Genomic DNA, 26,692 nt, shown 5'->3' with positions numbered 1-26,692 from the left:
TCGCTTACCGCATGATCGTCGCTTGCGATCGTCTGCGATCCGCAATGAAGCTTGCCAGATTTGTTCAGGACGCCGGAAGGGTAAGGCGCTCAATGGATTGAATGTGCCGCGTCAGCAGGTTACAGGCTTGATCGATATTGCGCGCTCGCAGGGCTTGCAGAATCAGGCGGTGATCTTGATTGGAGCGCGGTCGCCAGCCCACCGATCGCGCCATCGCGAACACCAATCGAGAATTGGCAAGCTGCAGTCCATCGAGGCTCGCGAGCAGACGCGGCATTCCGCACGGCGCGACCAAGGCTTGGTGAAAGGCGCGGTTGGCCATCTCAAACTCCTCGATCGTCTTTGCGCTGTCTCCTTCAATCACGGTGAGCTCGATCCGAGCCAAATGAGCTGTTGTGAGCCTTGGCCCCGAATGGCGCAATGCCACCACTTCCAGCGCAGCGCGCATTTCGGCGATCTCCTTCACTGAATGGGTATCGAGCGGGGCAACCCGAACACCGCGGCGTGGCACAGCGACAACAAGATGTTGTGCCTGCAGCTGCCGAAAGGCCTCGCGCACCGGGACGTGGCTGGAATTGAATTCTCGTGCAACGTGATCCTGACGCAGTGGCGCGCCTGGCTCTAAGGCGCCGCTGATAATGCGCTCAGCGATTGAATCCGCGATGCGCGCGACCGTCGTCATGTTGTCAGCAGTGATCATAGATTATCTACCGCAATAGTCGGTGCATTTGCGAGGCAGCTCGATTAGCATCTCTTCGAGAGTGATGACTATAGATAATTCATGCGATTATCTACAATTGAGCGGGATTGGATCATGGATGCTGCTGCGCAAGTCCGCCGGAAGGAGGCAAGCAAAGGGGCGCAGGTACGTCATCATTGGGACGTCGAACGGGTGAAGGCGCTCTACGACCTGCCTTTTGCCGACCTGGTGTTTCAGGCGCAGCGCGCTCATCGCAAGAACTTCGATCCAAACCACGTCGAAACCGCGAGCCTGCTCAGCATCAAGACCGGCGGCTGTCCGGAAGACTGCGGCTACTGCTCGCAAAGCGCGCATTACGAGACCGGCCTGGAGGCCACCCGTCTGATGCATTGCGCCGATGTGGTTGCGAGCGCGCGGCGCGCGAAGGATGCGGGCGCGACGCGCTTCTGCATGGCCGCGGCCTGGCGCACGCCAAAAGATCGCGATCTCGATTCCGTCTGCGACATGGTCGACGCGGTCAAGCGACTCGGCATGGAAACGTGCGTCACGCTCGGCATGCTGACAGCGAACCAAGCCGCGCGCCTCGCCGAGGCTGGCCTTGACTTCTACAATCACAACGTTGACTCATCACCCGAGTTTTACCGCAAGATCATTACGACCCGTAGCCTGCAGGACCGCATCGATACGCTGGCGCATGTGCGCGATGCCGGCATCAAGATCTGCTGCGGCGGGATTATCGGCATGGGGGAGCACATCGAGGACCGCCTAGGTATGCTCGTGCTGCTCGCCAATCTTCCCAACCATCCCGAAAGCGTGCCGATCAACCTGTGGAACAAGATCGAAGGCGTGCCGGTGGAAGACCACGCGGAGCCTCCCGATCCGATCGCGCTGGTCCGCCTGGTGGCGACCGCGCGGATCATGATGCCAAGGAGTGTGGTTCGCTTGTCCGCCGGGCGGCAATACATGAGCGATGAATTGCAGGCGCTTTGCTTCTTGGGCGGAGCAAATTCGATCTTCATCGGCGACGTGCTCTTGACCACCAAAAACCCGAAAGTTGATCGTGATGCGGATCTGCTGGCCCGGCTCGGCATCACGTCCGGGCTCGCCGGAGGGAAGTGCGCGCAGTTGCCCCTACATCCCGCCTAGGTGAACAATGCAGATAACCTTGATGAAGGGAAAAATCCATCGCGCCTCAGTAACCGAAGCTGATTTGCACTACGAAGGCTCGATCTCGATAGATCGTACGCTCCTGGAGGCGGCGGGAATGCTGATCAACGAGCGCGTCGAAATTTACAACGTCGAAACAGGGGCGCGCTTTGCCACCTACGTGATCGAGGCGCCGCCGAGGTCTGGCACGATAAGCCTGAACGGTGCGGCCGCCCGACTCGCAATGCCCGGAGACAAGATCATTATCGTTGCATATGCCTCATTCGACGAGGTCGAAGCAAAGATATTCAAGCCACTCATTGTGCGTGTGGACCAAGACAATCGCATCCTGGCAAGTTGAGCCTCAAGGGCCATCCATCCTTCTTCAACGGCCAACGGATCTTTTGCGTGATTTGATGCGATCCTGGGAGCAATGAATGCGGTCAATGCAAGCAGCTAGACTTAGTCCCTACGTCGCAGCGTTGAATGCCTTGAACGAAGAAAAACGGCTGCGCTGCCTCAAGCCGCGCGTGGGAATCGATTTCGCATCAAACGACTATCTGGCGCTCGGGTGCGCCCCGCGCATCAAAAAGGCGATGGTCGCCGCGCTCGAGGCGGGCACTCCGGTTGGAGCCGGCGGGTCGCGGCTTCTGCGCGGCAATTGCGAAGAGCATGAACGGCTCGAAGCGGAGGCGGCTCAGTTCTTTGGTGCGGAGGCAGCGCTTTTCTTTGGAGGCGGCTATATCGCAAATTTTGCCGTCCTGACAACGCTACCGCAGCGCGGCGATCTGCTCGTTCTCGACTCGCTCGTGCACGCCAGTATTCACGAGGGGGCGCGAGCCGGCCGCGCAGATTGCCGAATTCACGCGCACAATGATCCCCAGTCAATCGAAGACGCAATTCGCGATTGGCGAACCAAAGGTGGAGCGGGCCGCGTCTGGATTGTGGCCGAAAGTCTCTACAGTATGGATGGCGACTTCGCTCCGCTCGAAGAGCTGGTGGCAATCGCCGATCGCCATGACGCATTTCTGATCGTGGATGAGGCTCATGCCACAGGAGCTTACGGGCTTCAGGGACGAGGGCTCACGGCCCCTTATGAGAGGCGCGACAATCTCATCGTCGTTCATACTTGCGGCAAAGCGCTCGGTGCGGCGGGTGCACTTGTTACAGCCTCCGGCATCCTGCGCGATTTCATGGTCAATCGCTGCCGTCCGTTTATCTTTGCCACGGCCCCATCACCATTGCTGGCCGTTGCCGTTCGAGAGGCACTCCTCATCCTGCGGGAGGAGCCGGAGCGGCAGCAACGGCTGGCCGAACTTGTTTCGTTCGCGCATCGGCAGATCACCTCCCTTGGTTTGCACACGCCGTCGACCTCTCAGATCGTGCCGTACATAGTGGGTGACAATGCTCGTGCAATGCGACTAGCCTCTGCTCTGCAGGGGCGCGGCTTCGACATCCGCGGAATTCGGCCGCCAACCGTCCCACCAGGCACCGCCCGTTTGCGGATTTCGTTGACACTCAATGTTGGGGAGGCGGACGTGCGCGCAATGCTCGATGCGCTTGTTGAGGTGACGAGGGGCTCGTTTTGATGAATAAGCGGATCGTCGTGGCTGGTACGGACACCGGAGTCGGCAAAACGGTATTTTCCGCAGGGCTCGCCGGCCTTCTAGGCGCGAATTACTGGAAGCCGGTCCAGGCCGGGCTCGAACAAGAGACCGACTCCGAGTGCGTCCGCCGCCTCGGCTGCCTCTCGTCCGATCGCATTGTCCCGGAGCTCTATCGATTTCGGACGCCTGCCTCGCCCCATTACGCCGCGGAGATCGATGGCGTTCGCATAGACACAGAGACGCTTGGACTGCCGGACAGCGGCGAGCGGCAGCTCGTGATTGAGGGTGCCGGCGGACTCATGGTGCCGCTGACAGCGCGCACTCTTTACATTGACATCTTCGAACGCTGGCAGCTTCCCGTCGTGCTTTGCGCCAGGACGGGACTGGGCACAATCAATCACTCCCTGCTCTCCATAGAGGCTCTGCGGAAGCGTCAGATTCGAATCCTTGGAATTGCGTTCATTGGCGAAAGAAACGCCGAAACTGAAAGCGCGATTTGCGAGATCGGGAGAGTGCGTTGGTTGGGACGGCTCCCGTGGCTTGTTCCCCTCACGGACGAAAGGCTGCAGGCCGCTTTCAAAGACTCCTTTCTTGGCAGTGATTTCCTGAACCTATGACGATAGCCAAGAGGTCGCCGGTCTGGCACCCGTTCACGCAGCATGCTCTACAGCGGGACATGACGAAGGTGCTGCGGGGAGAGGGGGCCTATCTCTACACCGAAGATGGCCGACGCCTTATCGATGCAATCTCCTCCTGGTGGGTCGTGACCCACGGCCATTGCCATCCATGCATCGTGAACGCGATCCGAGAACAGGCAGGCAAGCTCAACCAGGTCATCTTCGCCGGATACACTCACGACCCGGCTGAGCAAGTTGCGAGGGAACTATTGAAGGTCACCCCCCCGGCGCTCGAGCATGTGTTCTTCTCCGATAGCGGATCAACCAGCGTCGAAGTCGCGCTGAAAATGGCGCTCGGCTACTGGCACAATACCGGAAGACAGCGAACCCAAATTGTGGTGATGCAGCACTCGTACCATGGCGACACGATCGGGGCGATGTCGGTGGGTAGCCGAGGCGTCTTCAATGCGGCTTACGGGGCGCTGATGTTCGAGGTGACCTCGATTCCGTTCCCGGCAAGAGATCGTGAGCAAATAGCGCTCGATGCGCTTGAAAACGCGTGTCGAAACGCACATCCGGCAGCCTTTATCGTGGAGCCCCTGATATTGGGTGCCGGTGGAATGCTGATGTATTCTCCCTCGGTGCTAAGAGAGATGAAGCGAATCTGCGAAGCCTTCGACGTCCTGTTCATTGCGGACGAGGTCATGACCGGCTGGGGGCGGACGGGTACCTTGTTTGCGTGTGAGCAGGCCGATGTCACGCCCGATATTGCCTGCTATTCGAAAGGCCTCACGGCTGGGGCGCTGCCGCTCGCCGTCACACTCTGTCGTGCCGATATTTTCGACGCGCATTATTCTGAAGATCGCACGCGTACGTTTTTCCATTCGAGCTCATATACGGCCAATCCAGTGGCCTGCGCCGCTGCCAAGGCCAATCTGGACCTGTGGCAGCAACAGGAATATCGCAGGCGGGTGGCATCCTTGGCCAGGATGCAAGAACAGGCACTCGCGCCATTTTGCGCCGATTCACGGTTCGCAAACGTCCGACGCACAGGAGCAGTCACAGCGCTCGAACTCAACACGAGCGATGCCGGCTATCTAGCGGACATCGGGCCGAAGCTTTTGGCTTTCTTCCAAGCGCGGAATCTGCTGTTACGCCCACTCGGTAACACGATCTACGTGATGCCTCCTTACTGCGTTACGGCGGCCGATCTTGATGAAATCTATGCTGCGATCCGGGACGCTGCGGACTTGCTGATGTGAGGTGCCATAAAGTTTGCAATCGTCTGCAGTGCCAGGATCTTGCACGGCGTGTCCGTATTGCTGCCGTTTGAATTGCAAGGAGGATGCTGTGCCCACGGCTACCAGGCTAATCGTGCTTTGAGCACTTGCTTTAATCGCTCCTGACCCAACTGGCGCAGCAATCCTGCGGACTGGCTATGAACGCGCAGCATTTAGCTGAAATGCCGGGCGAATTGTCTCAATCACGATAGAGAAATCCACTATCTTTGAGGAAATTCTCGGCGAGGCATTCTGTGGAAAGTACTGCTTCGCAAGGCAGCCGCACATCAGAGTCAAGGCTCTTTGATGGCTGCAAGACCAGGAAGACGGACCGCCGGGCGGCCGCACCGTTGGTGCGTGCGTGGTGCTGCCGTGAGGGGCAGCGGGGTTTCCCAAGTAAATGTCGACAGGAGGCGAGAAATGCACGTTGGCTCCCGTAATTCCCTCGACTATTCAGCCGTATGCTGCGCGATATGCGGCGGAAAGTTTGGGCTGATCCGCCATTATTGGTGGCGAACGGCCCTCTGCTCCAAGAAATGCGTCAACCGCTTCAAGGCGCGACGGGAGGCCGATCAGAAATGGCTTCGATGGTTGCGAGCGGCTTAGGACTGGGCCGAGCTGTGCCGGTACCGCCCTGGTCGGACTTGTTGCGAATTCGAGTGGCCCTATAGAGCGCGTGGAAATCAAGTGACAGAAGCATCGGCAAAAATAATCGACTTCAGGGCCTACAGGGCCGGCAGGTTGGCTCGGTCTGAGCGCCTTCGCGACGACGTCTACTCGACCGCGACTCTCGCTGCGTTCACAGCGGCCTGTCAGCTTTGGACGTTCCTGGCCTGCCATCCGTTCGCTTTGCTCGGCGCGCTGGCGCCGAAGCAGGAGCCTCACGAGTACCCCTAGGGCAGGCACGGAGGTGGGCCCCCAAAACGGAGTCCCCACTGCGCGCATCTCCAGCTGGGTCCGGTCGAGCCGTCACCGTTTGGAGAGACTGCAATCAGCCCAGAAACGCGTGCAGATGGTGGCTCGTCGCGAGCGCCGCTCCTCGATAGAGGCTCCGGCCGGCATAGTCGCTGAAACTGTAGGGGAAGACGAGCCATCGGGTGGTGAAATCGTGATGAGGAAGGTCTTGGCTCATGGTTGCGCGACCATTGGACTGTTTTTGCGCTGTTCTCCAGTTTTAGAGAACTGGGATCTCCATCCTCCATGCCATTGACAGGTTTCTCCTGCCTTCTCTAGGAAGCGCCGACGGTGTGTGGGGAGCGGATTCGATATGAGCCACAGTTCAGAGCAGCCTCTAGAACGTGTCACGATTCCGGAACTGCAGCAGTGGAAGGATGAAGGACGTCGTGTCGTGATGACCACCGCCTACGATGCGGTTGCGGCGCGCATCGCGGATCCCATTGTCGATATCATCCTGGTCGGCGATAGCGTTGGAAACGTCTGTCTGGGATTCGACAACACGCTGCCCGTCAGCGTGGCCATGATGAATCATCACCTGGAGGCTGTTGCGCGCACGAGGCCTCATGCGCTGCTTGTGGCCGACATGCCGTTTCTGAGCTTTCATGTCGGTTCTGAGGATACGATTCACAATGCAGGAGGTTTTCTGCAGCGTGGCGCCGATGCTGTGAAACTCGAGGGTGGTGCCAAACGCGTCGAGATGGTACGCGCCTTGGTCGATTGCGAAATTCCTGTGATGGGACATCTCGGTCTGACCCCGCAGAGCGTCAACGTCATGGGTGGCTTCAGGGTGCAGGGAAGGACAACGGATACCGCCTTGCGGCTGCTCGACGACGCGCACCGTCTGCAGGAAGCCGGCTGTTTCGCTTTGGTCCTGGAGGGGATCCCTGCCGAGCTCGCGGCGCGAGCGACCGAATTTCTCACGATACCCACCATCGGAATCGGAGCAGGACCCGATTGCTCGGGCCAAGTGCTCGTGTTCCATGATGTTTTGGGTCTAACCGAAGGCCACCGCCCCAAATTCGTTCGTGCCTATACAAATGGATTCCAGCTGTTCCAGGAAGCGCTGTCGCGCTGGGCTGCCGATATTCGCAAAGGTGCATTCCCGGGCTCAGAGGAGTGCTATCGGCTTCCTGATCAGCTTCGCGATGCCATCGCCAATTGGGTGCCCTCCAATTCAATCTGAAGCAAGGTAAGAAATGCAAGTAATTACGAAGCTCGCTGAGCTGCGTCGGGCCCTTGCAGACGTCCGCGACGCCGGTAAGCGCATTGGGTTCGTTCCGACAATGGGATACCTGCACGATGGCCACCTGTCCCTGATCTCGGCCAGCCGTGGACACTGCGACGTCACTGTCGTTAGCATCTTCGTCAACCCCACTCAGTTCGGCCCAAATGAGGATCTCAGCAGGTACCCTCGCGACTTCGCGCGCGATGAAGCCTTGTGCCGTAATGCCGGCGCCTCCATCATCTTCGCGCCAGGTGCAGAGGAGATCTATCCGGCTCAGTTCGAGACCTTTGTCGAGCCGGGCGAACTCGCAAAACCGCTCTGCGGAGGTTTCAGGCCCGGACATTTTCGTGGTGTAGCGACTGTCGTCTGCAAACTATTGAACATCGTGCAGCCGGACCTCGCGTACTTTGGACAGAAGGATTTTCAGCAATGCGCTGTGATACGCCGCATGACGGTTGATCTGAACCTTCCGATCGAGATTGTCACCGTGCCAACTGTGCGGGAGCCGGACGGGCTGGCAATGAGCAGTCGAAACCGTTATCTCAGCCCGGAAGAACGCGGTCGGAGCCTTGCGATCAGCCGTGGCTTGTTCGCCGCAGCGCAAGAGTTTGCCTCAGGGGAGCGCGACGCGGCAACGCTGATTGCGCTTGCAACAAAGCATTTGGAATTGATCGATCGATTGCAGTACCTTGAGCTTGTCGACGCTGGGACTCTCAGGATTGCCGAGAGCCCGCTGCGCTATCCGGCGGTGCTCTGTGTCGCAGCGTACGTCGGCTCGACTCGGTTGATCGACAATGTAGTTCTGAGCTAGCCCGTAGCCAGATCCGCAAGCGACTGCGCTCAGAAGCAGTCGAATCCGATCAGTTGGCGCTGAAATCCTCAAACATCCTGAAAGAGCTCTCGAACGCGATCCGAAACTGCTCCTTTACGTCCTAAATAACTGCCCCACACTCGAGCACTTGATGTCGGTTGATCGGCTCTGCCGCTCAAGTGGAGCGAGACGGAGCCGCTCCACTCTGCAGAGAGCAGCCAAGCGCGGGTTCGCTTTTCGTATTATGACTTTGGCGGCTCGCTCAGACGTTCCGGGCCATTCTGACTGCTTTGCACGCTTTCTACGACGTGGCGCAAAGCAATTTCAGAAAGTCGTACAACCAGCTGTTTGAGGCGCGCAATTTCCTGCCTGCAGCGCTCCAGCTCGTACTGTTCGGCCGTCATCACAGATGTTGTGCGACGTTGGCTGCTGCCGAGATGATTCATGTGGCTCCCTTTCCGATTCGACAAACACAGCAGAAAGTCTGAACAGCCCAGTCGCTTCTCTTCGCTGAACGAGGCGCCTCGCCGTCAGATTGGAGTTTTCACATGCAGGCCGCGGCGAGCTGGTTTGCTAGCTCACTCCCTCCAAAGGGTTCGCGCCCAGCTCGCTGATGCGACCGCACGTTCGGCGACGCCATCTGGCTCATGGCTCATGCTCAGTTGCAGTAATGGCTTACAATGTGGCCGCGGAATATGCCGCGCTCCGGCTGCGTGTGATCGCTCTGGGCGGAGACTGTAACAAAATGGCAATATCGATTAATGCGACGAGCCCCGCTCCCGCGCTCAAATCCTGCATTACGGCAGCGCCTCCGATGAATTTTCACACGACGTTCGCGTGCCCGTGCTTGGGCCTTCGGCTACGACAGGCTTATATCTCCAAAGCGCAAGTCGCTACTGAGATCATCCGCCTGTAAGCGGGCATTGCCAAAGGAGGATCGCTCAAAATCGTGTGCTGCCAATACGTGCGATGAATTATTCGCCACACGTCCGTAACCATGAAATCGCTTCACGATCGCGAGCCGACCGGCTAGGGGGCAAGTCACGGGTCACTGATCGTGGCGTCAGATCTTGGCGCGATTTCGGCGCCAAACACAGGGCTGACGCTGGTTTTTGACGCGAAGATATACTTCATCCCAACAATTGATCGCGACGTCCCTCTGCAGTGCAAGATGCGAAGCGCTCGGGCTTGGTTGGACGCGGCAGGCGCGATAAGCGGCAAATCCTCTGACCGCAATTGAACCTGATGAGATCGGCAACCGAAGTGGCGCCGTCCGAACACATTGGCCAGCCGCAGCCGGTCAGCCAGTCCGGCGCGCAATAGAAGTCCCAGCATGCCTTGCGTAATCGCAGGGCGTCGCATTGGGCTCTGGGCTTCGCCAAGCTTGTCAGTTAAGCCAGAGAGGGGCGACGAGAAAAGCAAAAGCAGGCCGATTAAGCGAGCTGCCGCAATTTGCACCGCCGTGAAAATCGGCTCACCTGCAGTCACAAAGCCTCACGCGATCTGATGTGCTTGCGTTGCGGCCCAGCAAATGTCCATTATCTTCCTCGATGGGATGAGGGAGATCTCCCAATGCTGGACGGTGTCACGACCGCGCTCCTGCGCACGATCCTGGAGGAGGTTTGCGAGAACGTCTCACCGTATGACGCCGGTGTCCGCGCCTACGTTGCTTCCAAAATCCTGGAGGCCGCCACCAGAGGTGAGACGCGGCCCGATCTGCTTAGACAGATAGGTCAGGAAGCTCTTTCCAAAGCGCCAACGATGTGGCGATAGATCTAGGACCTCGCTTGTCATTGAGGTGAATTTACAAGTCGCAGTGCTGAAGATCCTGGCCTGTTCTCTAGGTTCGGTCGCGGTCGCGTCGCCTGCGGCATGGCGACCCGGCTAGCTCGCAGGGGTGTATCCGTCCGCGCAGAGGTTTTACTCCCGTGCGAGCGCCGCAAGTGCCTTTTCGATCACTGTGATTTCTTGACTGACCTGAGCGATCGCTTCCGTCGGATCAATTCCGGTTACACGGTTCAACTTCAGCAGTAGCTCCCGCCGATGCGTCAGAAGGTTCTCCAGCGCGCTGCGGTTGTTTAGTTTCACATAACCGTCCACAATCAATCCAATCGAAAGAGACATCGAAACTCTCAAACAAACCTGTTCTCACCGAAGCTCCGTATAGCACATCGGCAGATGATGTTCAGCTCGCCGGGAGAGAATACCGACGGACGAGCTTGTTGGCGATAAGCCTCCGCCACCCGCGGCCTGCCAACCGTTCCTTGCGTCTTACAAGCGTCCAGCTCTGTTTGAGGGACTAGCGGAGCAGAAAATCGGCGCATGGCGAGCGAAAAACGCTGCGGATCGTCGAAATGGAAATGCTAGGAATGATATTACGAGCTGCCATGCCGAACGGTTTCCGCGATGCGACGACAGGCAGCGCGTTAACCAGCGACATGCTCGCCTGAATATCTCTTCGTAGACATTGCGACGACGTCAGGAGCGTCCAGGATGCTCGATGAATACTTCGCCCGCATTCGTGCTTACCGCAACAACATCCACCGCTATCGTCGCCTGCTGAAGTCGAACCTGTCGGATGTGGAGCGTCAGTTCATCGAAAAACGCCTCACCGAAGAGCAGATCGCGCTCGAGTCTCTTTCGGCCGAAACCTTCCCGCTCGCGTTTGGCCTTCGGAAAGGGGGCGGACGAGCCGGCGAGCTAGGCGCGGAGCCGCGAACGACGTGCGCGTCCGGAACCCCGGCGGTCTGATCTGCTGACCTGCGTGGGGCGCGGTGGCACCCTGGTTCTACTCAGGGATGCCCCAATTTTTCCGACGAAATCGAGTTAAAGATCAATATGTTAGCTAGAGTGTTTCTGGGACGCGCACGCGACTCATCGAAGCAAAATGGCCGCGCGAGCGGCGGCCGTTTGTCCCTGTCGTCGGGACGAGTGGGCTGGCAAGGGAATAGCCTGGCTCAGTAGGTTGAGCGTGCGCGTTCCGTCCGCGTTCAAACAGCACGCCACCGATTGAAGACGTGCAGGGGGCGCGGTAGGCTCGTGCAGGTGGTGATCAGCGGAGTCCTATCATGCCGCAAGGATCTATTCTTCTCGTGCACGGCACTGGTGTTCGGCTTGGCAATTACGAGAAGAGCTTAGAGGTCGCCGAGAAAACGGCCAGCGAGTGCAGCTTGGGACGGAATTTGTTCCCCTGTGCTTGGGGAGACTCCCTCGGGGTTGAATTCGAAGGGCTTTCTCTTCCGGATGTTCCGACCGCGGAAGTCGAGCTCAAGGCGGAAGAGGATCTCGCTCAGTGGATCTGGATCCTAGATGATCCGCTTGTCGAACTTTCCTTGCTCGGAATTCCCGATGAAAGTGCTGCAAATGCAGGCGTTCTGAATCCGGAAGGACCAACGCCGGCCGAGCAAAATCTCGAACAGGTGAGGGCGTACGCTCCCAGCCTGGAGTTCCGGCAATTGCTCGCTCGCGGTGGCCTTGAGGATGTTTGGGAGCCCGCCCGAACCCGGATTTTATCCGATAAGGTCACCGAGCGCGCATTTGAGGCGTCCGAGCATGAACCTCAAGAAGCGTTCCGCGCGCTCGCCCGAGCTTTGGTGGCGCAGCTGCATGTGGAAGCCATCTCTCGCTCGCGCCCCGCTCTGTCCGCCGTTCACCGCGAGAAGCTGGTGCAGCGGCTCTTGATTGACTGGAAGCAACAGGTGTTCGGGATAAGCGACCGATTTCTCAAATTTGTGGCGCGCGCCGGGACGAGATACGTCAGAGATCGTCGCAACGCGCTCAATGCGGTCGCGGCTCTCCCTCTCGGAGACGTCCTGCTTTATCAGACCAACGGAGCCAAGATCCGCTCGTTCATTAAGAGCAAGATTGAGTCCTGTCCTGCGCCAGTGACCATCGTCGCACATAGCCTCGGCGGCATGGCCTGTGTGGATCTGCTGGCTTTAGGCGACATTCCGCAGGTCGATGGTCTCGTGACCCTCGGCTCCCAATCGTCGTTCATGCACGAAATAGGTTCGCTTTCCTCATTGAAACCTGGAGAGAAGCTGCGCGAAGGCTTTCCGAGATGGCTGAATGTCTTCGACAGAAATGATTTTCTGAGTTTCTTCGCCTCGAGAATTTTTCCCAATGCGATCGATTTCGAGGTCGCCTCAGGGCAACCCTTCCCTGAATCTCACAGCGCCTACTTTGGCAACGAAGTCGTCTGGACCAGGATCAGAAGTTTCATCACCGGGCAGGAATAATGAGAGAGATTGTGGCCGTAATCGTTGGAATTGAGAAATATTCCCGTAGCGGAATCGATATCTCCTCGCCGTTTGCTAATGCGATGACTGCTGCTCGTCACCTCTTGGGGATGGGCGCCAAGGCAAAGAACATTCACCTTCTCGTCAATCGGACCTCATCGTCGGACGGGTATAGGGGCGAAGTGGACATCGAGAGACTTCGGGCCGAGGGCGTAACAGTCTTGGAGGAACCGACGAAGGCGGCTATTCTCAATGAACTGGCCTCCGTTCCAGCTGGGATACCGCCGGACTCGCGGCTGTTCTTATACTGGTGCGGACATGGATATGCCGGCGCAGGAGATCGGATCCTTCTCTGCAGCGACTACGATGCCGCGAGATGCGATGACCGCACTTTCAATGCCACACGGAGATTCCGCCGGCTCGGCTCCCATCCGGAGTACACTTGTTTCACCGAGCAGATCTTTCTGGTCGACGTCTGCGCAAGGTACAGCGACGTGATTGATCCGGACCAGCTTTCGGTCAGCGGGCAACGGCACGCAAGACAGGTCGCAGCTTTCGCCACACGAGAAGGCGGGTACTCCAGAGGCGGATTTTCTGACGTCGCGCTGGATTGGCTTGGTCGGCAGAAAACCTGGCCTGACACGGGTATTGTGCTCAAGACACTCCTACCTGAGCTGGATAGAGCCAAGCTGAAGCCGTTCACGCTTGATGCCGATGACGAGGCGACGACGATCGCAGGCCGACGGTTCGGCGGAGCCTCCGCACGGTCATATCCGCCCCATGTATTGGAGATGCAGGCGTTGCTTGCCAGCGCAAATCTGAGTTCGCAAGCAATCCGCAACTCCTATGAGGCGACCCTTGCAGATTTGAGACTGCCAGTGGAAGGTGATCCCGACCTGGTCCAGATGCTCGCCGAGCTCGCGGAAATGTTCGATGCCGAGGACCTTACGGACATATCGGACGCCTTCCTGCAATTCGTGACGAGGCTCAGTTTCGATCCCGAGGGCGCGCCTCTGAAACGGTGGCTCGAGGAGTTGCCAGCACCTCTCGCGTACCGGCGAAACTCGGTCAGGGAAAGATTAGCCGCCGAAGCAGACGAGAAGCTGCTTATCGTTGAAATTGACGGCAATGAACGCGCAGACCCTTCGCTTCTTTCCGCATTTGCATGCACGCGGGCGGGGAAGTGGCTGAATGTTCCGCCTTTCCAACGGCAGCTAGCGGATTGGGATGAGCTGAGCGCTGCCGTGAACAGCGCGCTCGACTCCATGGTTCAGAAAGGAGTCCAGATCAGCGAGATCCAATTCGTGGTGCGGCCTTTCCTCTTTCATCACGAATTCCACAAAATACCGCGGCCCAACGAGGGCGAACTAGGTGAGCACTACGTCGTTCTGCTGCGCGACAAGTACCGAGCCTATCAAGATCCGCCGCCACAAGCCGTTCTGGCTTACAAGCAGGCAATGGCGAAATGCTCTCCGGACAAGATCAAGCTCGTACAGATTCCGAGCGAAGCAACCAAGCTGCCGCAGATGTTTTCTGGTGATCAAGGCTTCTGCTATGCCGGCTTCATTTGCGGGCCCGATCCTCACGCGGAAACAGGGCGCCGCGATATTCTAAGACGCGTGGTGCTGCGCGGAGTTGGTTACGCCTATTGGCTTCAGAAGGAGCCGGCCTGCGGCGGAGACTGGACGATCGCACTGAAGAAATATCTTCTAGACGCCCTAGCCGGTGTGGGTCAGCTCAAAGACCTTCCAAGCTGGATTCGTAACGGACGGCAGGAATGCAACGAGTTGGCGGTGCACGGGGCCTTGCTATGGGACGATCCTGATTTCAAGCCATTTTTGAAACTCTCATCTCCTTCGCGAACGAGCACATGACACAAGACTGGAAGATATTTACCGGCAAAGACGCAGAACAGACCGACAGGCTCTACGATCTTCCGCCGGCGCCGCCATGGCGGTTCGCTGGCCGCAACAGCCAATTATCGCGTCCCGCGGGGCTGGACTTGGCCTCCGAGAAGAAGAGGGCCGACCCCTTTATTCCCACTGAACCGATGAGGATGGCTGTCAATGCTGCCCTCTATCTTAGGCGCCCGCTGCTCCTTACCGGCAGGCCAGGAACTGGCAAATCGACCCTCATTTCAAAAGTTGCTTACGAACTCCGCCTTGGATCTGTCATCCGTTGGCCGATCTCCTCGAAATCTACAGTGAAGGGCGGGATCTACGAGTATGATGCGGTTGGCCGCCTCCAAGCGAGCAAGACAAAGGATCCGCCTGTGGAGGACTTCCTCCGCCTTGGCCCCTTGGGTACAGCGCTGATGGGCCAGACCTGGCCGCGGCCTCTCCTCATCGATGAGATCGACAAGTCCGATCTGGATTTCGCCAACGATTTGCTGAACGTTATTGAAGAGGGTACCTATGAAATCCCCGAGCTCGTGCGCCTGAAGCCGAAGCCGACGACAGCCCGATCCCGGAAGCGGGGCACGAATGCGCATGAAGTCCGGGTGCGAGACTACTTTGGAGATCTGGTCACGATCGCCGACGGAAGGATCGTGTGCGGCGAATTTCCCTTTGTGGTCATCACTTCGAATGCTGAGCGCGATTTTCCTGCTCCTTTTCTGCGCCGCTGCATCAGATTGAACGTTACCCAGCCCTCCGAGACACAACTGGCTGACATCGTCGAATCACAGCTGGGCAAGTACGAGGATGAGGATCGCACGAATAAGAGACGTCACCTCATCCAGGAATTCGCGGAACGGCTGGCTAAAAATGAGGATCTCGCAACGGACCAGCTGTTGAACGCCATGTTCCTGACGGTCTCGCTAGCCGATGGTACAAGATCCTTCGACAACGAGGAACTCGAACAACTGAAGCAAAACCTTCTCCGCTCACTCACCGCGAGCTGATATGCAGCTTTCCGACCTTTTGAGGGGGCTGCGCTCGGGCGGTGTAGATCTAGCCGCTGAGCATATGCTCGACTGCTTTTGGCTGGCCCACCACGTCAGAAACAAGTTATTCGACGACGTGGAAGACGTGCAGCAACGCACGCCGGCCGTCCAAACGCAGCCGGCGCTCGGTGGTGCTGCCGTCATCGAGCGGACCAGCGAAGCCGCCGCCGGTCCACGAAGCGCCGCGCCCGCCCAAGTCTGGGCCGACGCGCCGAGCGGGGTGGGGACGCGCAGGGCCTCGCTCGGCTCCGTTCCTTCAGCGCGTGCCTTACCAAACCGCCTAGACTTCTCGCGCGCTTTACGGCCGTTCACGCTCCGTAGAAAATCTGCCGAGCTGTCAGAAATGGACGAGGAGCAAACAGTCGACGCATCCGCGACCATCGGTTTTCCCTTTCCGATCCTCAAGCCGTCGGAGCAGCGCTGGTTTACCGTCGATCTCGTGCTCGAGGACGATCCGGCGATCCCAATCTGGCGACAAACACTTCGCGAATTTTTCAAGATCCTGCATGAAAGCGGCGCTTTCGACGATGTGCGTTTCTGGCACCTTGAGAAGCGGTCGCGCGCGACGGATGCGGAGGGTTCTGATTTCGTGCTCGTGTCACAGGCCGGCGCCCGCGTCTCAACGAAGTTCGTCGCCGGCAGCGGAGTTGCAAGGCTGGTCCTTCTCGCCACGCACGGTTCTTCGCCGAATTGGACGAATGGCAGTTATGATCGGCTTCTGCGCGATTGGCTGGACACATCGTCGGTCGCTCTCATCTATTTACTGCCAGAGGGTGATCGCAAGCGCTCCCCCTTGGGAGAGCCTCAAGGCCTCTGTTCGGCTGTGAAGCCGGGGCTTCCCGTAGCGCAGCTCGACGTACGCCGTTATTGGTGGACGATCTCTGACGAAACGACCAGTCCCTTCGTGCCGGTGCTAGGCCTCGATCCCGCGAGCGTACACCGATTTGCCAAGATGCAGATGGGGCTCGGCGGAAGCAATCCGGTGATCTTCCTGGATTCCTCGCGCATCACGTCATTGCAGCCGAACCAGGCCAACCGTTCCGAGTCCGATTTCGAGCAGATCATCTCAGCTCTCGCGGTGCAGTCACCCGACGCGCTCAGGCTTGCGCGTCTATTGTGCACGACCCCCTTCACGCTTCCCGTCGCGCGGCTGATCCAAGAAGCAGTTCTCGGACGAGATACCTCTCCCTATGTGCTTGCGCAGGTTATGCTGAGTGGGATCGTCGGCACCGCGGAAGCGGCGGCGAACAGCGATCCGGAGCACACCTATTTTGAGGTCCGTGCGCTCGCTCGAAGAATCTTAATGCGGTCTCTGCGCAAGTCTGAAGCCGAAGCTGCTGCGTCCGAGTTGGAGGCGCGCGTCTCGATGCATCTGGAAAATATCCAGGATCGCGTGGGCAGATACGCCGTGAGATACCTCGACGAACGCGGTGAACATTCAATTCCCGATTTCGCATCAGCATTCGCCCGAGTGAGCCGGGCTCTGCTTGGCGATCCAGCAACGGCCGCTGATTTGAAGACGAGGGCTCACCAATTTAGAAACAGGTTTTCCGAGCGCCGGCTTGCTGACGTTCTGGATAAGCTCCGATACGGGCGCCATCTACCACTTGACCCAGAAAACACAGAGGATGACGCTTGGAAAGCGCTGCTTGAAAACGGACTCGTACGGCAGAACTCGAGTGGCGAATGGCGGCTGAGGGTCGGAGTGTGGGAGGAAATCGCGGTCGAGCCGCTGGCCGACGATGAAGGTGAGCAAGCTCCAACTGCACCCCTCAACACCGTTAGCCAGTTCGCCCTGGTCATTGGCGCTCCCGGCGTGCCGGGGATGCCGCTGATTGCCGACGCTCACGCCGACGCGCAAAGTTTTGTGAGGTGGCTCGGCGAAATAGGCATCGCGCGCGAGCAGGTTCTCTATTTGGAACAGCCCGACCGAATTCAACTGCTGGATGCGGTCGAAAGCTTAGCCAAGCACGCCAAAGGCGCTGGCGACCATCGCCGAGTTTTCATCTATTTTGCTGGACATACGGTTGTCGACGGCCAGCAGCAGCTCTTTCTGAGGATGGGCTCGTCAGAACCGGAAGATACTGCGCTCTCGGAGATTGTATCTCAGTCAGCAAATCACGGCTCGTTTGACGATATCGTGTGCATAATCGATGGAGAAGGCGCGCCCCTATTGGGGAGCGAGACCATCATGCCGCTGTCTTTCGTGCAGCGGATACCTCATCCCGTGCTCCCAAACATCCTGACAATTGTTGCCCAGGGATTTGGGCGGCGGGCTGTTGCACCACGGTCCTTTACGGCGGAGATACTGGACGCCTTGCGTACGGCGACCGTGAACGGCTACGTGACGACGCGATCCCTGACCCAAAGGTTGCATAAGCGTCTGAGTAGCGAGGTCTCGATTCGCCTATCCGGGAATGATTTCACGATTTGCGGACCTTTAGCCGCAATGATTCCGACCCAAGGCCCAATCCGATCTACGTGGATTGTCACCAGTATCGGCGAAGTGAAGGAACTGCTTGCCCGCGAATTTCGTCGGACTGGGAGCTCGCGGGACGAGCTCGATTCGTTTGAACTCAAAGGACCTGATGGCGGGATGAGCTTGTCACTGTTTCCAAGCAAATTTCGCATGCCGCGTGCCGATCCTCCTCAGGCAATCATCGTGGTCGGGACCGCTTATCGAGCAAACGAGTCCGACCGAAGTCGACTATTGGTCGCGACCGAGTTCGCCCGGGAGGAGCGCGAAACGCTGGCTCCTTCAATGAGACTTCTCAATGCTGCGCACAGAGTGTCCTACGGCGACGACTGGTCTCGGTATATCTCCATTCCAAACACTGGGGCGCCGCATGTAGCCTTCGGGACTCTCGCCGATATGCGAATGGAAAGGGGCCGGTCGGCTTTGTCCGCCGCCGGCTTTTCGTCCGGCATGGACGAAATCGCCGAGCTGCAGGAGGAGTTTCCGCAGGCGCATCTTCTAGCAGTATGCGTGTTGAGCGATGCGCCGCGACAGGATCTAACGGTCAATAGACAGCTTGCGTCGTTGTTCGTGCGCGCACTTGTTCAGTCTCTGCTGGAGCCGCCGGAACAGGAGCAAGGCCGATCGTCAGTTGCCCTCGATGTTCGACAACAGCTCGAACGCCGCCTCACCGCGGCCCTGGCCGCTTTGCCGCAGTCTCCAGCCGAATCGGAGAGCGAGCTTGGACACGTCGCAAAGTTGTTGTCGAGAGATGGCAAACGAGACATCCCATGGATGCATTTAGAAGCACGGCTCGCCGCTGCCTATGTCGAAGTCTCCTCCCGGATAAACCAAGCAAAAAACCTCTCGGCGGCGATACAGCACTACCGGCGCCTTCTGGAATATTATCCCAAAGTCGAGCGGGACCCGCTTGAAATTGCGCGCGTGGAGAGCCACCTCGGTGACACTCTCTTGCTCAGAAGTGAGCTTACTGAGAGCGTGACTGATCGCAAAGCCGCAGAGGCGTGTTTCCGACGGGCCGCAAACCATTTCCGCGCCGCTGGTCGCACAAATGAAGCAGCGAGCCTACAACACCGCGTCGAGGTGTTGGCCGGACGAGTGCAGAGCGCTTTTCAAGATGGTCCTGTGACTAAGAAGACCGGCCCAAGATCGCCACGAGCGAAGAAGGCCCCCTCCGAGTCAAAGTCTGCTAAATCTGCGACCAGAGCTCGGAAGCCGAAGCGCAAGATTGCGAAAAAAAAGAAATAGCTCAAGGGCAGCCACAGGGCGGCGCGGCTTGTGCCAACATTTCCGCCGTTCACAACGAGTTTTCCTAGCGTGACGCCAGGAGTAGTTTGCAACTTCTAAAAGCGCGGATTGAAGCGGTTTGGGGGTCTTGGCGCTCCGCTCTGCTCGACCGGTTCTCGCTCGAGGACCTGTTTGTATTCGGCCAATATCTCGCCAGTTTGTTAGATTGGCTACACGCCCAGCCAAATCGTTCTAATCGCTAGCCAGCTGAGACAGTCACAACTTTTATCCTTCATCGTTCTGCTATCGCGGCATGACATTTGCTCTCCTACCCACCGCCGGCATGCCCGCCAATATAGCCTCCAGACCAGTTCCACACCGCTTGTGGCGGTTTAAGTTGCTCAAGATCCGCCGGCTTCGCTGCGCTGCTTGCGAGGAGCGCAATTGTTGTCGCACCACAAAAAAATGTTACATCGCATCAAAGTTTGCCCCGGAACTTGCCAGTTCACGACCCGCCTCCTCAAGTATCGCCGCACGACAATCGTCGGAGCAGACCAGACACGCGGGCGCGCCGGGCCCGTCCCCAAGATCACCGCACTACGATTGGTGATGATTTCCCGAATAGGCAAGCCGCGTGCCGAATGAACTCGTAGGCTTTGCGGGGTCTTCGGAAGTGTTTGTCGCGTCAACTTGCCGACGTTGTCAAATTTGACAATCTGAGCTTTCGACAGTCTCTCCACACCCGACATTTGCGAGGGCAGATCCAATGCGCAACGTTTATGTTTGCGTGGAAATAGTTGCGTGCCAAAGCGCCGCCAAACGGAAGACAGCCAAGGCTTGGGAGTGATGGCGATTGTGACCCCGGATGCGCAAAAGCAACACACGACGGAGTGGCAGCCGAAATGGAGAAGAACACGGGACTTTTCTGAAACTGATTGCGCTAGGTGATTTCAAAAGGCAGGCGCCCACTTTAAGATCAAAGGATCAAATGCCGATTGCACGAGCCCTTTGAGCGCAAGCTCGGCGCTAATGACAAAAATCCCGCAACTGGATTTGTGACGATCGGATCGCTGAGTGTCCTGCTATAGTATCGCGCGCGCCGTGGTGGTGGTGGAAGGCGCAGCCGTCAGACCTCTATCTGACGGAACCCACCCGCCATGTTCATCCTCGGACCACCACTCATTATCCTTGTTATCGGCTTGATCTGTTGGCTGGTGTTCATGCTTGCTGCCTCTGCGCTCCCGGTCTTCGTTGGCATGATGATTGCCATGTTCGGCTTCCATACCCGTGCCGGCTTGAACGGAGGCATCGTAACGGGCCTTGTGGCGGACGGTGTGAGCTTTGGTGTCGCCCGGCTTGCGCTCGCTCTCGCGCCATGGGCTTGGGTTCGGCTCCTGACCATCCTTCTCTACGTCGCGCCGCTACCCTAGCGGGCTATGGCGCCACATATGGAATCGCCTCTGATGACGGTGCCTTCACCAATCTGGCGGACGATATTTGCCGTCGTGGGCGCCATTGCCCTCAGCATCACAGCGTTGATCCGCTTCACTGGAATGGCCGTAGCTGGACCTGCCCGGCAATGATTGCGCCACTGAAGGCGTCGCGTCGACGGGCGGGACCGCACCAGATATCCGCAATGCTCGCGGTCCTCACCGTCGGAATTCGAACGAGAGCGGGCTGGCCGTTGAAGCTCCGATCAACAAGCTTGCGCCCCGGATTCGTCACGGTGATCATAGAGGCATGGACCAAGCGGTCGCATCTCAATGGATACGGCGACAATAAATGTGAACGAGCGGCGCGGCCGATGTGTAATCACGGTCCCAAATCCGTCCGTTGCTGAAGGGACAAAGCGCCTGTCACCATCGAACTCAGTTGCCGGCCTCGCGGTGCGGTCGAACTTGCCGCGTTCTCCTTGTCAGTTCTGCAGGCCGAGCGCACCAACGGCCTCTTCGATAGATTGATCTAGCCCGAAGGACGGCTGACGCCTCAACCGCATAAGGCGCAACAGCGGCGTCACAACTTTCTTCCCCGCCGACTGGGCCATCATTCTTGGCCCTAGCCAAGAAAGTTGCTGCTTTGCTGTCAGGCCCCTTGTTCGCCGTCGATCTCATATTCAATTGGAAGTCTGATGACCGCCCCTACAATCGCGAAACGGCTCCGATCAACGGTCCTTCGTCGGTTGCGACCGAGCCTCCGAACTCAGATTGTGTTTTTGGGGATCGCGGGCGTGCTTGTCACTGGCGCGACTTGCGTTGCCGGACTTAATTATCTCGCGAAGGCGCAGAGTGAAGTAAGCGAGAGCGCCAATCTTCGCGCCCATCTAACGTCTCTTTCTCAGGCCTTTCTTGAATCGCAGCAGCTGGCGTTGGAGTTTTTGCGCAAGAACGACGAAGCCGTGGTCGCGCGGCAAGCCGAGGGCGTAAATAACGCACTGGCGGACCTTGGCCAAATCGAAGAGCGGGCCGCTTCCTCGCCCGAGGACGATCCCCTAAGAGACGTGAAGTTCCTTCGCGCCGGAATCAACCTTTATGCGACTCGTTTTAAGAACGTCGTCTCCGCGCAGCGGGTGCTCGGGTTCACGGAAAATGATGGACTCCAAGGTAAGCTTCGCGAAGCCGTGCATCAGGCAGAAGCGCGACTTGCACATTTCAATGAGCCGCACCTAACGATGTTGATGTTGATGATGCGACGGCATGAAAAGGATTTCATGCTACGTCATGAGGAGAGGTATGGCGATGAGCTGGAAAAGCGCGTCGTCGAATTCGAGGCCGCACTTGCTGCTTCAGAACTTGCCCCGGAATCCAAGCGTGAGCTGAAGAAGCTTGTTGCTTCTTATCGATCGAGCTTTCTTGCGTTTCTTGTATCGCAGCAGGCGCTGGACGACCAAGTTGACGATCTCGTCCAAATCTACGGTCGGAATCGTCCCTTTCTTTTGAAAGCGATAGCAGGCGCGGACGCTCGCGCTAGCTCTGCTGAAGAACGTGCGTCGCGCCTTCGAGAGGCTTTGAGGTGGGCAATCGGGCTTGCCACTCTCGGGATCGGCTTCGTTGCGGTGCTTGTCGGTCAGAAGCTGGCAAGGCTTCTTATTCGGATGAGCGAGGCGATGCGTCAACTTGCGGCCGGGCAGTTCGATGTCACGCTGCCGGGTCTTGGCCGTTCAGACGAGATCGGCGATATGGCTCAGGCCATGGAAGCGTTTAAGGTGAGATCGAAGGAAAAATTGCAAGAGGAACTTGCGGCGAATCAAGAGCAGGATCGTGTAGCCGCGAAGCGGCGCAAGGCGGAGCTTGGCGAGCTGGCCGGCACATTTGAACGAGCCGTTAGCAGCGTCATTGATACGATGTCTTCCGCATCGACCGAACTGGAGGCTTCCGCTCGGGAGCTGACAGAGACGGCACAGCTTACTCGGGAGATCTCTGATAACGTTGCGTCGGCATCGGAGGAGGCGTCAGCCAATGTTCAGCTGGTTGCTGCGGCAACGGAAGAGATGATGGCGTCCGCTTCCGAGATCGGCCGGCAGGTCGCGCGATCAACGGAAATCGCCCACGAAGCCGTGCGGCAGGCTGAAGAAACGGATCGCCGGATGAAGCAGCTATCGGCTGCTGCAACAAAAGTGGGTGGGGTGGTTGACCTAATTGCAGCGATTGCCAGGCAAACCAACCTTCTGGCGCTCAATGCAACAATCGAGGCCGCGCGTGCCGGCGGCGCCGGCCGCGGCTTTGCAGTTGTGGCGCTCGAGGTGAAGTCGTTAGCAACTCAGACGGCGAACGCGACCGTTGAAATCGGACAGCAGATTGCTGACATTCAGGCAGCGACACTGGAGTCGGCCAGCGCCATCACAAACATCGGAAACAGCATTAGCAGAATCTCACAAATTGCATCAGCGATTGCCGCGGCGACCGACCAACAGGGCGCAGTCACGAAAGATATTGCCCAAAATATTCAGCATGCGGCCGCGATGTCGATGACTGTCGCGGGCAACATCCGGCAGGTCGCGCAGAAGGCGTTTATCACAGGTGCATCATCGTCGCAGGTGTTGAGGTCTGCCAATGTGCTTGCCCGAACCAGCCATCACCTTAAAAGCGAAGCCGATCATTTTCTCACCGGGATCCGATCATGATCCCTCGTCGAGATGCCATGCAAGGCTCGGCGAAGGCGCTCCAACACCGCCCGGCGCTCGCCGGGCTCCTGTTAGAGGCATTCTCCCCACAGCGCCGTGCTCGCATCCTTTGCTGGGCAAAGTCGGCTAACCGCACCCAATGTCGCCGTATTGCGCCGAGCGAAGCACGACGGCCCCGCTATGGGCGCGAGATTCTGAAAGTGTCCACGTATTCCGCCGCCTTGCATTGACACAGCTGTGCATCGAGGTAAATCCTTATCGGGGAGACTCTCGCGCCGACGATATTTGAGTGATGACGACGGCGGCCCATTTGTGTCTAGCGGCAGCTCTCACTATACCACGAACAGTTCCTTATGACTTCCGATAGGGCTCCACAGAGGCGAGATCATACTTGAGGCTTCGCATCCACAGCAGCTGAGCCTACAGCATGTGGTTCGCCGTCAGTTCCTCGGCTGAGCTTGCTTGCAATTCATCGCGGGGAGCGGAGTCCTCGCCGCCGAGTTGCCGATAACCCAATTTGCAAAGGCTCGTGCCGCCGATCTTTGTCGGCTCGCGCATGCTCCCCTTCTTCTTAGTTGCAGCCGGCACTAAACTTCCGTTGATGTTGGCCGTCCAGGCAGCTTTCCTTTTGTTAGTCTCGTTCTTTTTAAGCTTGCTCAGCGTTTTATTGACTATGCCATCGATGATGCGAGCGTCATCGGGATGAGGATGATACGGATCCTGCTTCCTTTGGGGCCCGGCGCCAAAGTAGGGCCGCAGGCGATCGGATAACCTGACCTCGTCAGCTTATCGACAGCTGAGCTTCCTAGCATGCGAACGTCTCGATCTAGCCGAAAGAGCCGCCTTATCGGCTGAGACCAAACATGTCATGAAGTTCAATGAATACAGAACAGGCCCAGACTCGCGCTGGCATACCCTCCGAATCCGAAAGCACCGAGCCAACGTCGGGGGCCGCCGGGCAGTCCCCCTCGTGCCTAACCCAGTGGGCGTCAGCCCTGACGCGGTGGGCCACAGGAGCGGCCGCCGCCGACCTCGTCTCGTCGCAGGACAGCACCCTGGCGAGCTGGGCAGCGGAAGAGGGGCAGGGCGAAGGCGAGAATAGGCAAGAGGGAGTCCGCCGGACGAGGGCATGGCGGGACGAGGGTGATGTCAGAGACGAGCTGAATTTGTCGTCATTGTCCTTGACTGCCTTGCCAGCCTCACTCCTGCCCAGGCTCCGAACCCTCAATGTCATCGGTAACCAGTTGAGCAGTCTGCCGGCCCAGCTTCCGGGCGGACTCCGGGACCTCTACGCTTCTGACAACCGGCTGACTAGTCTGCCCGCCCTCCCTAGCAGGCTCCGGCACCTCCACCTCATGGCCAACGAGCTGGCCAGCCTGCCGGCAGCGCTGCCGTCCAGGCTCCGCAGCTTGACCGTCGATGGCAACCAACTGACCGATCTGCCCGCCCTTCCGGCAACGATCGAGGAGTTCTCCGCCTGCAATAATCAGCTGACCCGTCTGCCCGAGCTTCCTGCCAGGCTCCGCCGCCTGGATGTCAGCGAAAATCAGCTGACGAGCCTGCCCGATCTTCCGGCAAGGCTGCTGTACCTGGACGCAGGCGACAACCAGCTGACAAGCCTGCCCGACATTCCGGCCAGACTTCGATACCTGGACGTCAGCGAAAATCGGCTGACCAATCTGCCCGAGACACTCCCCGTCAGCCTTGAAATGCTCGGCGCCAGTAACAACCAGCTGACCGGCCTGCCCGCGACCGTGCTGACGCAGCTCGGCAGCGCGTCCAGCATCGACCTGCGGTCTAATCCGATACCGGCCCCGGTGCTGACCGATTTGGCGACAGCCACGCGCGGCGCGGACTATGCCGGCCCGCAGGTCTTCCTGTCGATGTCGCTACAACCGATGGAACACCAGTCGCGGCCCCTGCACGAGGTTGTCGCGGACTGGCTCGCGGACCAGCCTGGCGCAGTGGACGCGTGGCAGGGCTTCGCCGCAGAGCCGGGTGCGCAGGACTTCGCTCTGTTTCTCGAAAGACTTGCGGGCACCGTAAACTATGGTCATCAGGCGTTCCGCGACCAGGTGGCCGAGAATCTGCTACAGGCCGCGATGAGGCCGCGACTGCGCAAGCAGTTTTTCGAGCTGGCTAATGGAGCGACTGCGTCCTGCGAGGATCGCATCACTTTGACCTGGAACGGCATGCAGACCGCACGCCTGAACGCTGATGTCAAAGATGGGCTCTATGACAATCGGCTCGACCAACTGCTCCAACATGGCCGTGTCATGTTTCGTTTGGGGGCGCTTGACGACATCGCACGCGAGACGGTCAGCTCGCTTCGGCGTGCCGACCCGCAGGCCAATATCGACGAGATCGAGGTCTATCTTGCCTATCAGACCCAGCTACGGGATCGGCTGGAACTGCGTCACATCGCCCCGGATATGCGCTTCTTGAATCTCTCTGACGTCACTCCGGAGGACGTTGCCAGGGCAGAGACGTCGGTGCGGGAACAGGAAGCGACGGGTTTGGAGGATTTTCTAGCAACGAGCTGGGAGCCTTGGGATACGGTGGTGAGGCGAATCGCCCCCGATGATCATGCCGCTATGCAGGACCGGCTTGCCGATGCGCTGGAAGATGAGTTTCCGACGCGCTTGAACGAGCGGCTCGCGGAGCATGGCCTGACGGATGATGTTGATGCCCGGCGGATGGTCGGAGCACAGATCCTCAGCGAAATCGCACGTGAGATCAAGGGCGAGCTGATGCACAAGGTTCTCCGGGAGCACGGCCTCGAGCCCAGATCGATGCGATAGCCGGAAGCCGTCATGCCTATGGGCGCTATGATCCCGGTTTGCTCTCCCGGTAATTATCAAAGGGCCTTCATCGCTCTGGTTTGCGGTTACCTTGTTGAGACTGCTGATCTTCAGGACTCTTAATCAGCGGGTCCCAGGTTCGAGCCACGGTGCCCCAAACCAAATATCCCAATATTGTCAGTGGCTTATTTGGTGTGATCCTTTCCCGGAGAAACCTAAGGAAAATTCTTGGGGCAAGCCTGGGTCGCAATGCCTCGACATCCCTTCTCAGCGATCTAGCTTCGATCGAACAACATCGCGCCGACGTGATTGTCACGCTGTCGCAGGACAAACTGTCGTCACGGTTTCGCCAGCGCGTGAGAGTATCGTTTAGACAGATCGAGGATGTGTGCTTAGCCGCACACAACCTCTAACAAACAGGGGTTAACCCCTTGGTAGCGCGTTGACTTGTAGAGTCGAGGTCGCCACATTCGAGGTGAATCGAGACAAGCCCAAACGGGGCTTGCCCTCCGGTTCGAACAAAAGGTGCTATATGGCTCGTCG

21 protein-coding genes are annotated in these 26,692 nt (G+C 58.4%); 16 read left to right on the top strand and 5 right to left on the bottom strand.

The window, feature by feature from the left end; translation table 11 throughout:
- Nucleotides 1–64: 64 nt before the first annotated feature.
- A complete protein-coding gene (locus XH96_RS31765; protein ID WP_194389457.1) occupies nt 65–700 on the bottom strand; it encodes a GntR family transcriptional regulator in 636 nt (211 codons plus the stop codon).
- A gap of 114 nt (nt 701–814) precedes the next feature.
- Here XH96_RS31765 and bioB point away from each other — a divergent pair, with 114 nt between their 5' ends.
- The 5 genes from bioB (at nt 815) to XH96_RS31740 (ending at nt 5,332) form a co-directional block, all read left to right on the top strand.
- Nucleotides 815–1,846: a biotin synthase BioB gene (gene bioB, locus XH96_RS31760; RefSeq protein WP_194389456.1), complete on the top strand. Its 1,032-nt coding sequence runs from the start codon at nt 815–817 to the stop codon at nt 1,844–1,846.
- 7 nt (nt 1,847–1,853) lie between these two features.
- Nucleotides 1,854–2,207 (top strand): aspartate 1-decarboxylase, encoded by a 354-nt coding sequence (gene panD, locus XH96_RS31755; RefSeq protein ID WP_194389455.1) that lies wholly within the window; start codon nt 1,854–1,856, stop codon nt 2,205–2,207.
- A 76-nt stretch (nt 2,208–2,283) separates the two neighbouring features.
- Complete coding sequence (locus tag XH96_RS31750) at nt 2,284–3,435, top strand: 8-amino-7-oxononanoate synthase (RefSeq protein WP_194389454.1); 1,152 nt, start codon at nt 2,284–2,286, stop codon at nt 3,433–3,435.
- On the top strand, nt 3,435–4,070 hold the full coding sequence (bioD, locus tag XH96_RS31745; RefSeq protein ID WP_194389453.1) for a dethiobiotin synthase: 636 nt from the start codon (nt 3,435–3,437) through the stop codon (nt 4,068–4,070). The genes XH96_RS31750 and bioD overlap by 1 nt, the downstream gene beginning before the upstream one ends.
- Entirely contained in the window at nt 4,067–5,332 is a 1,266-nt protein-coding gene (locus XH96_RS31740) for an adenosylmethionine--8-amino-7-oxononanoate transaminase (RefSeq protein ID WP_194389452.1), read from the top strand. The genes bioD and XH96_RS31740 overlap by 4 nt, the downstream gene beginning before the upstream one ends.
- Nucleotides 5,333–6,341: 1,009 nt before the next feature.
- Here the strand turns inward: XH96_RS31740 and XH96_RS31735 are convergent.
- A complete protein-coding gene (locus XH96_RS31735; RefSeq protein ID WP_194389451.1) occupies nt 6,342–6,482 on the bottom strand; it encodes a hypothetical protein in 141 nt (46 codons plus the stop codon).
- 135 nt (nt 6,483–6,617) lie between these two features.
- Here XH96_RS31735 and panB point away from each other — a divergent pair, with 135 nt between their 5' ends.
- On the top strand, nt 6,618–7,490 hold the full coding sequence (panB, locus tag XH96_RS31730) for a 3-methyl-2-oxobutanoate hydroxymethyltransferase (RefSeq protein ID WP_194389450.1): 873 nt from the start codon (nt 6,618–6,620) through the stop codon (nt 7,488–7,490).
- Nucleotides 7,491–7,503: 13 nt separating this feature from the next.
- Entirely contained in the window at nt 7,504–8,343 is an 840-nt protein-coding gene (gene panC / locus XH96_RS31725) for a pantoate--beta-alanine ligase (RefSeq protein ID WP_194389449.1), read from the top strand.
- A 242-nt stretch (nt 8,344–8,585) separates the two neighbouring features.
- On the opposite strand, the gene XH96_RS31720 is transcribed toward panC, so the two are convergent.
- Nucleotides 8,586–8,789, bottom strand: a complete 204-nt coding sequence (locus tag XH96_RS31720) for a hypothetical protein (protein ID WP_092220172.1) — start codon at nt 8,787–8,789, stop codon at nt 8,586–8,588.
- Between the two features lie 1,126 nt (nt 8,790–9,915).
- On the opposite strand from XH96_RS31720, the gene XH96_RS31715 reads away from it, so the two are divergent.
- Nucleotides 9,916–10,116, top strand: a complete 201-nt coding sequence (locus tag XH96_RS31715; protein ID WP_167381163.1) for a hypothetical protein — start codon at nt 9,916–9,918, stop codon at nt 10,114–10,116.
- Between the two features lie 147 nt (nt 10,117–10,263).
- Here XH96_RS31715 and XH96_RS31710 read toward each other — a convergent pair whose 3' ends face one another.
- A complete protein-coding gene (locus XH96_RS31710; protein WP_194389448.1) occupies nt 10,264–10,467 on the bottom strand; it encodes a hypothetical protein in 204 nt (67 codons plus the stop codon).
- A 369-nt stretch (nt 10,468–10,836) separates the two neighbouring features.
- Between XH96_RS31710 and XH96_RS31705 the strand changes: the two genes are divergently transcribed.
- The 7 genes from XH96_RS31705 (at nt 10,837) to XH96_RS31675 (ending at nt 23,348) form a co-directional block, all read left to right on the top strand.
- Entirely contained in the window at nt 10,837–11,094 is a 258-nt protein-coding gene (locus XH96_RS31705; protein ID WP_167336577.1) for a hypothetical protein, read from the top strand.
- Nucleotides 11,095–11,411: 317 nt separating this feature from the next.
- On the top strand, nt 11,412–12,581 hold the full coding sequence (locus tag XH96_RS31700) for a hypothetical protein (protein ID WP_194389447.1): 1,170 nt from the start codon (nt 11,412–11,414) through the stop codon (nt 12,579–12,581).
- 11 nt (nt 12,582–12,592) lie between these two features.
- Complete coding sequence (locus XH96_RS31695) at nt 12,593–14,455, top strand: caspase family protein (protein ID WP_194389446.1); 1,863 nt, start codon at nt 12,593–12,595, stop codon at nt 14,453–14,455.
- Nucleotides 14,452–15,483 carry a MoxR family ATPase gene (locus XH96_RS31690; RefSeq protein WP_194389445.1) on the top strand — a complete coding sequence of 344 codons (1,032 nt, stop codon included), beginning with the start codon at nt 14,452–14,454 and terminating at the stop codon, nt 15,481–15,483. Before XH96_RS31695 ends, XH96_RS31690 begins: the two co-directional genes overlap by 4 nt.
- Before the next feature lies 1 nt (nt 15,484).
- Nucleotides 15,485–19,249 (top strand): SAV_2336 N-terminal domain-related protein, encoded by a 3,765-nt coding sequence (locus tag XH96_RS31685; protein WP_194389444.1) that lies wholly within the window; start codon nt 15,485–15,487, stop codon nt 19,247–19,249.
- Between the two features lie 1,136 nt (nt 19,250–20,385).
- On the top strand, nt 20,386–20,658 hold the full coding sequence (locus XH96_RS39310; protein WP_244553995.1) for a hypothetical protein: 273 nt from the start codon (nt 20,386–20,388) through the stop codon (nt 20,656–20,658).
- A 797-nt stretch (nt 20,659–21,455) separates the two neighbouring features.
- Nucleotides 21,456–23,348 (top strand): methyl-accepting chemotaxis protein, encoded by a 1,893-nt coding sequence (locus XH96_RS31675; RefSeq protein ID WP_194389443.1) that lies wholly within the window; start codon nt 21,456–21,458, stop codon nt 23,346–23,348.
- Nucleotides 23,349–23,768: 420 nt separating this feature from the next.
- On the opposite strand, the gene XH96_RS31670 is transcribed toward XH96_RS31675, so the two are convergent.
- Entirely contained in the window at nt 23,769–23,906 is a 138-nt protein-coding gene (locus XH96_RS31670) for a hypothetical protein (RefSeq protein WP_194389442.1), read from the bottom strand.
- Nucleotides 23,907–24,226: 320 nt separating this feature from the next.
- Here XH96_RS31670 and XH96_RS31665 point away from each other — a divergent pair, with 320 nt between their 5' ends.
- Nucleotides 24,227–26,149 carry an NEL-type E3 ubiquitin ligase domain-containing protein gene (locus XH96_RS31665; protein WP_194389441.1) on the top strand — a complete coding sequence of 641 codons (1,923 nt, stop codon included), beginning with the start codon at nt 24,227–24,229 and terminating at the stop codon, nt 26,147–26,149.
- Nucleotides 26,150–26,692: the final 543 nt, after the last annotated feature.

Origin of the sequence: Bradyrhizobium sp. CCBAU 51765 (assembly GCF_015291725.1) — a bacterium.
GTDB lineage: Bacteria > Pseudomonadota > Alphaproteobacteria > Rhizobiales > Xanthobacteraceae > Bradyrhizobium > Bradyrhizobium liaoningense.
Note: the sequence above shows the minus strand (reverse complement) of the source record. Positions and strands in the feature narration are given on the sequence as shown.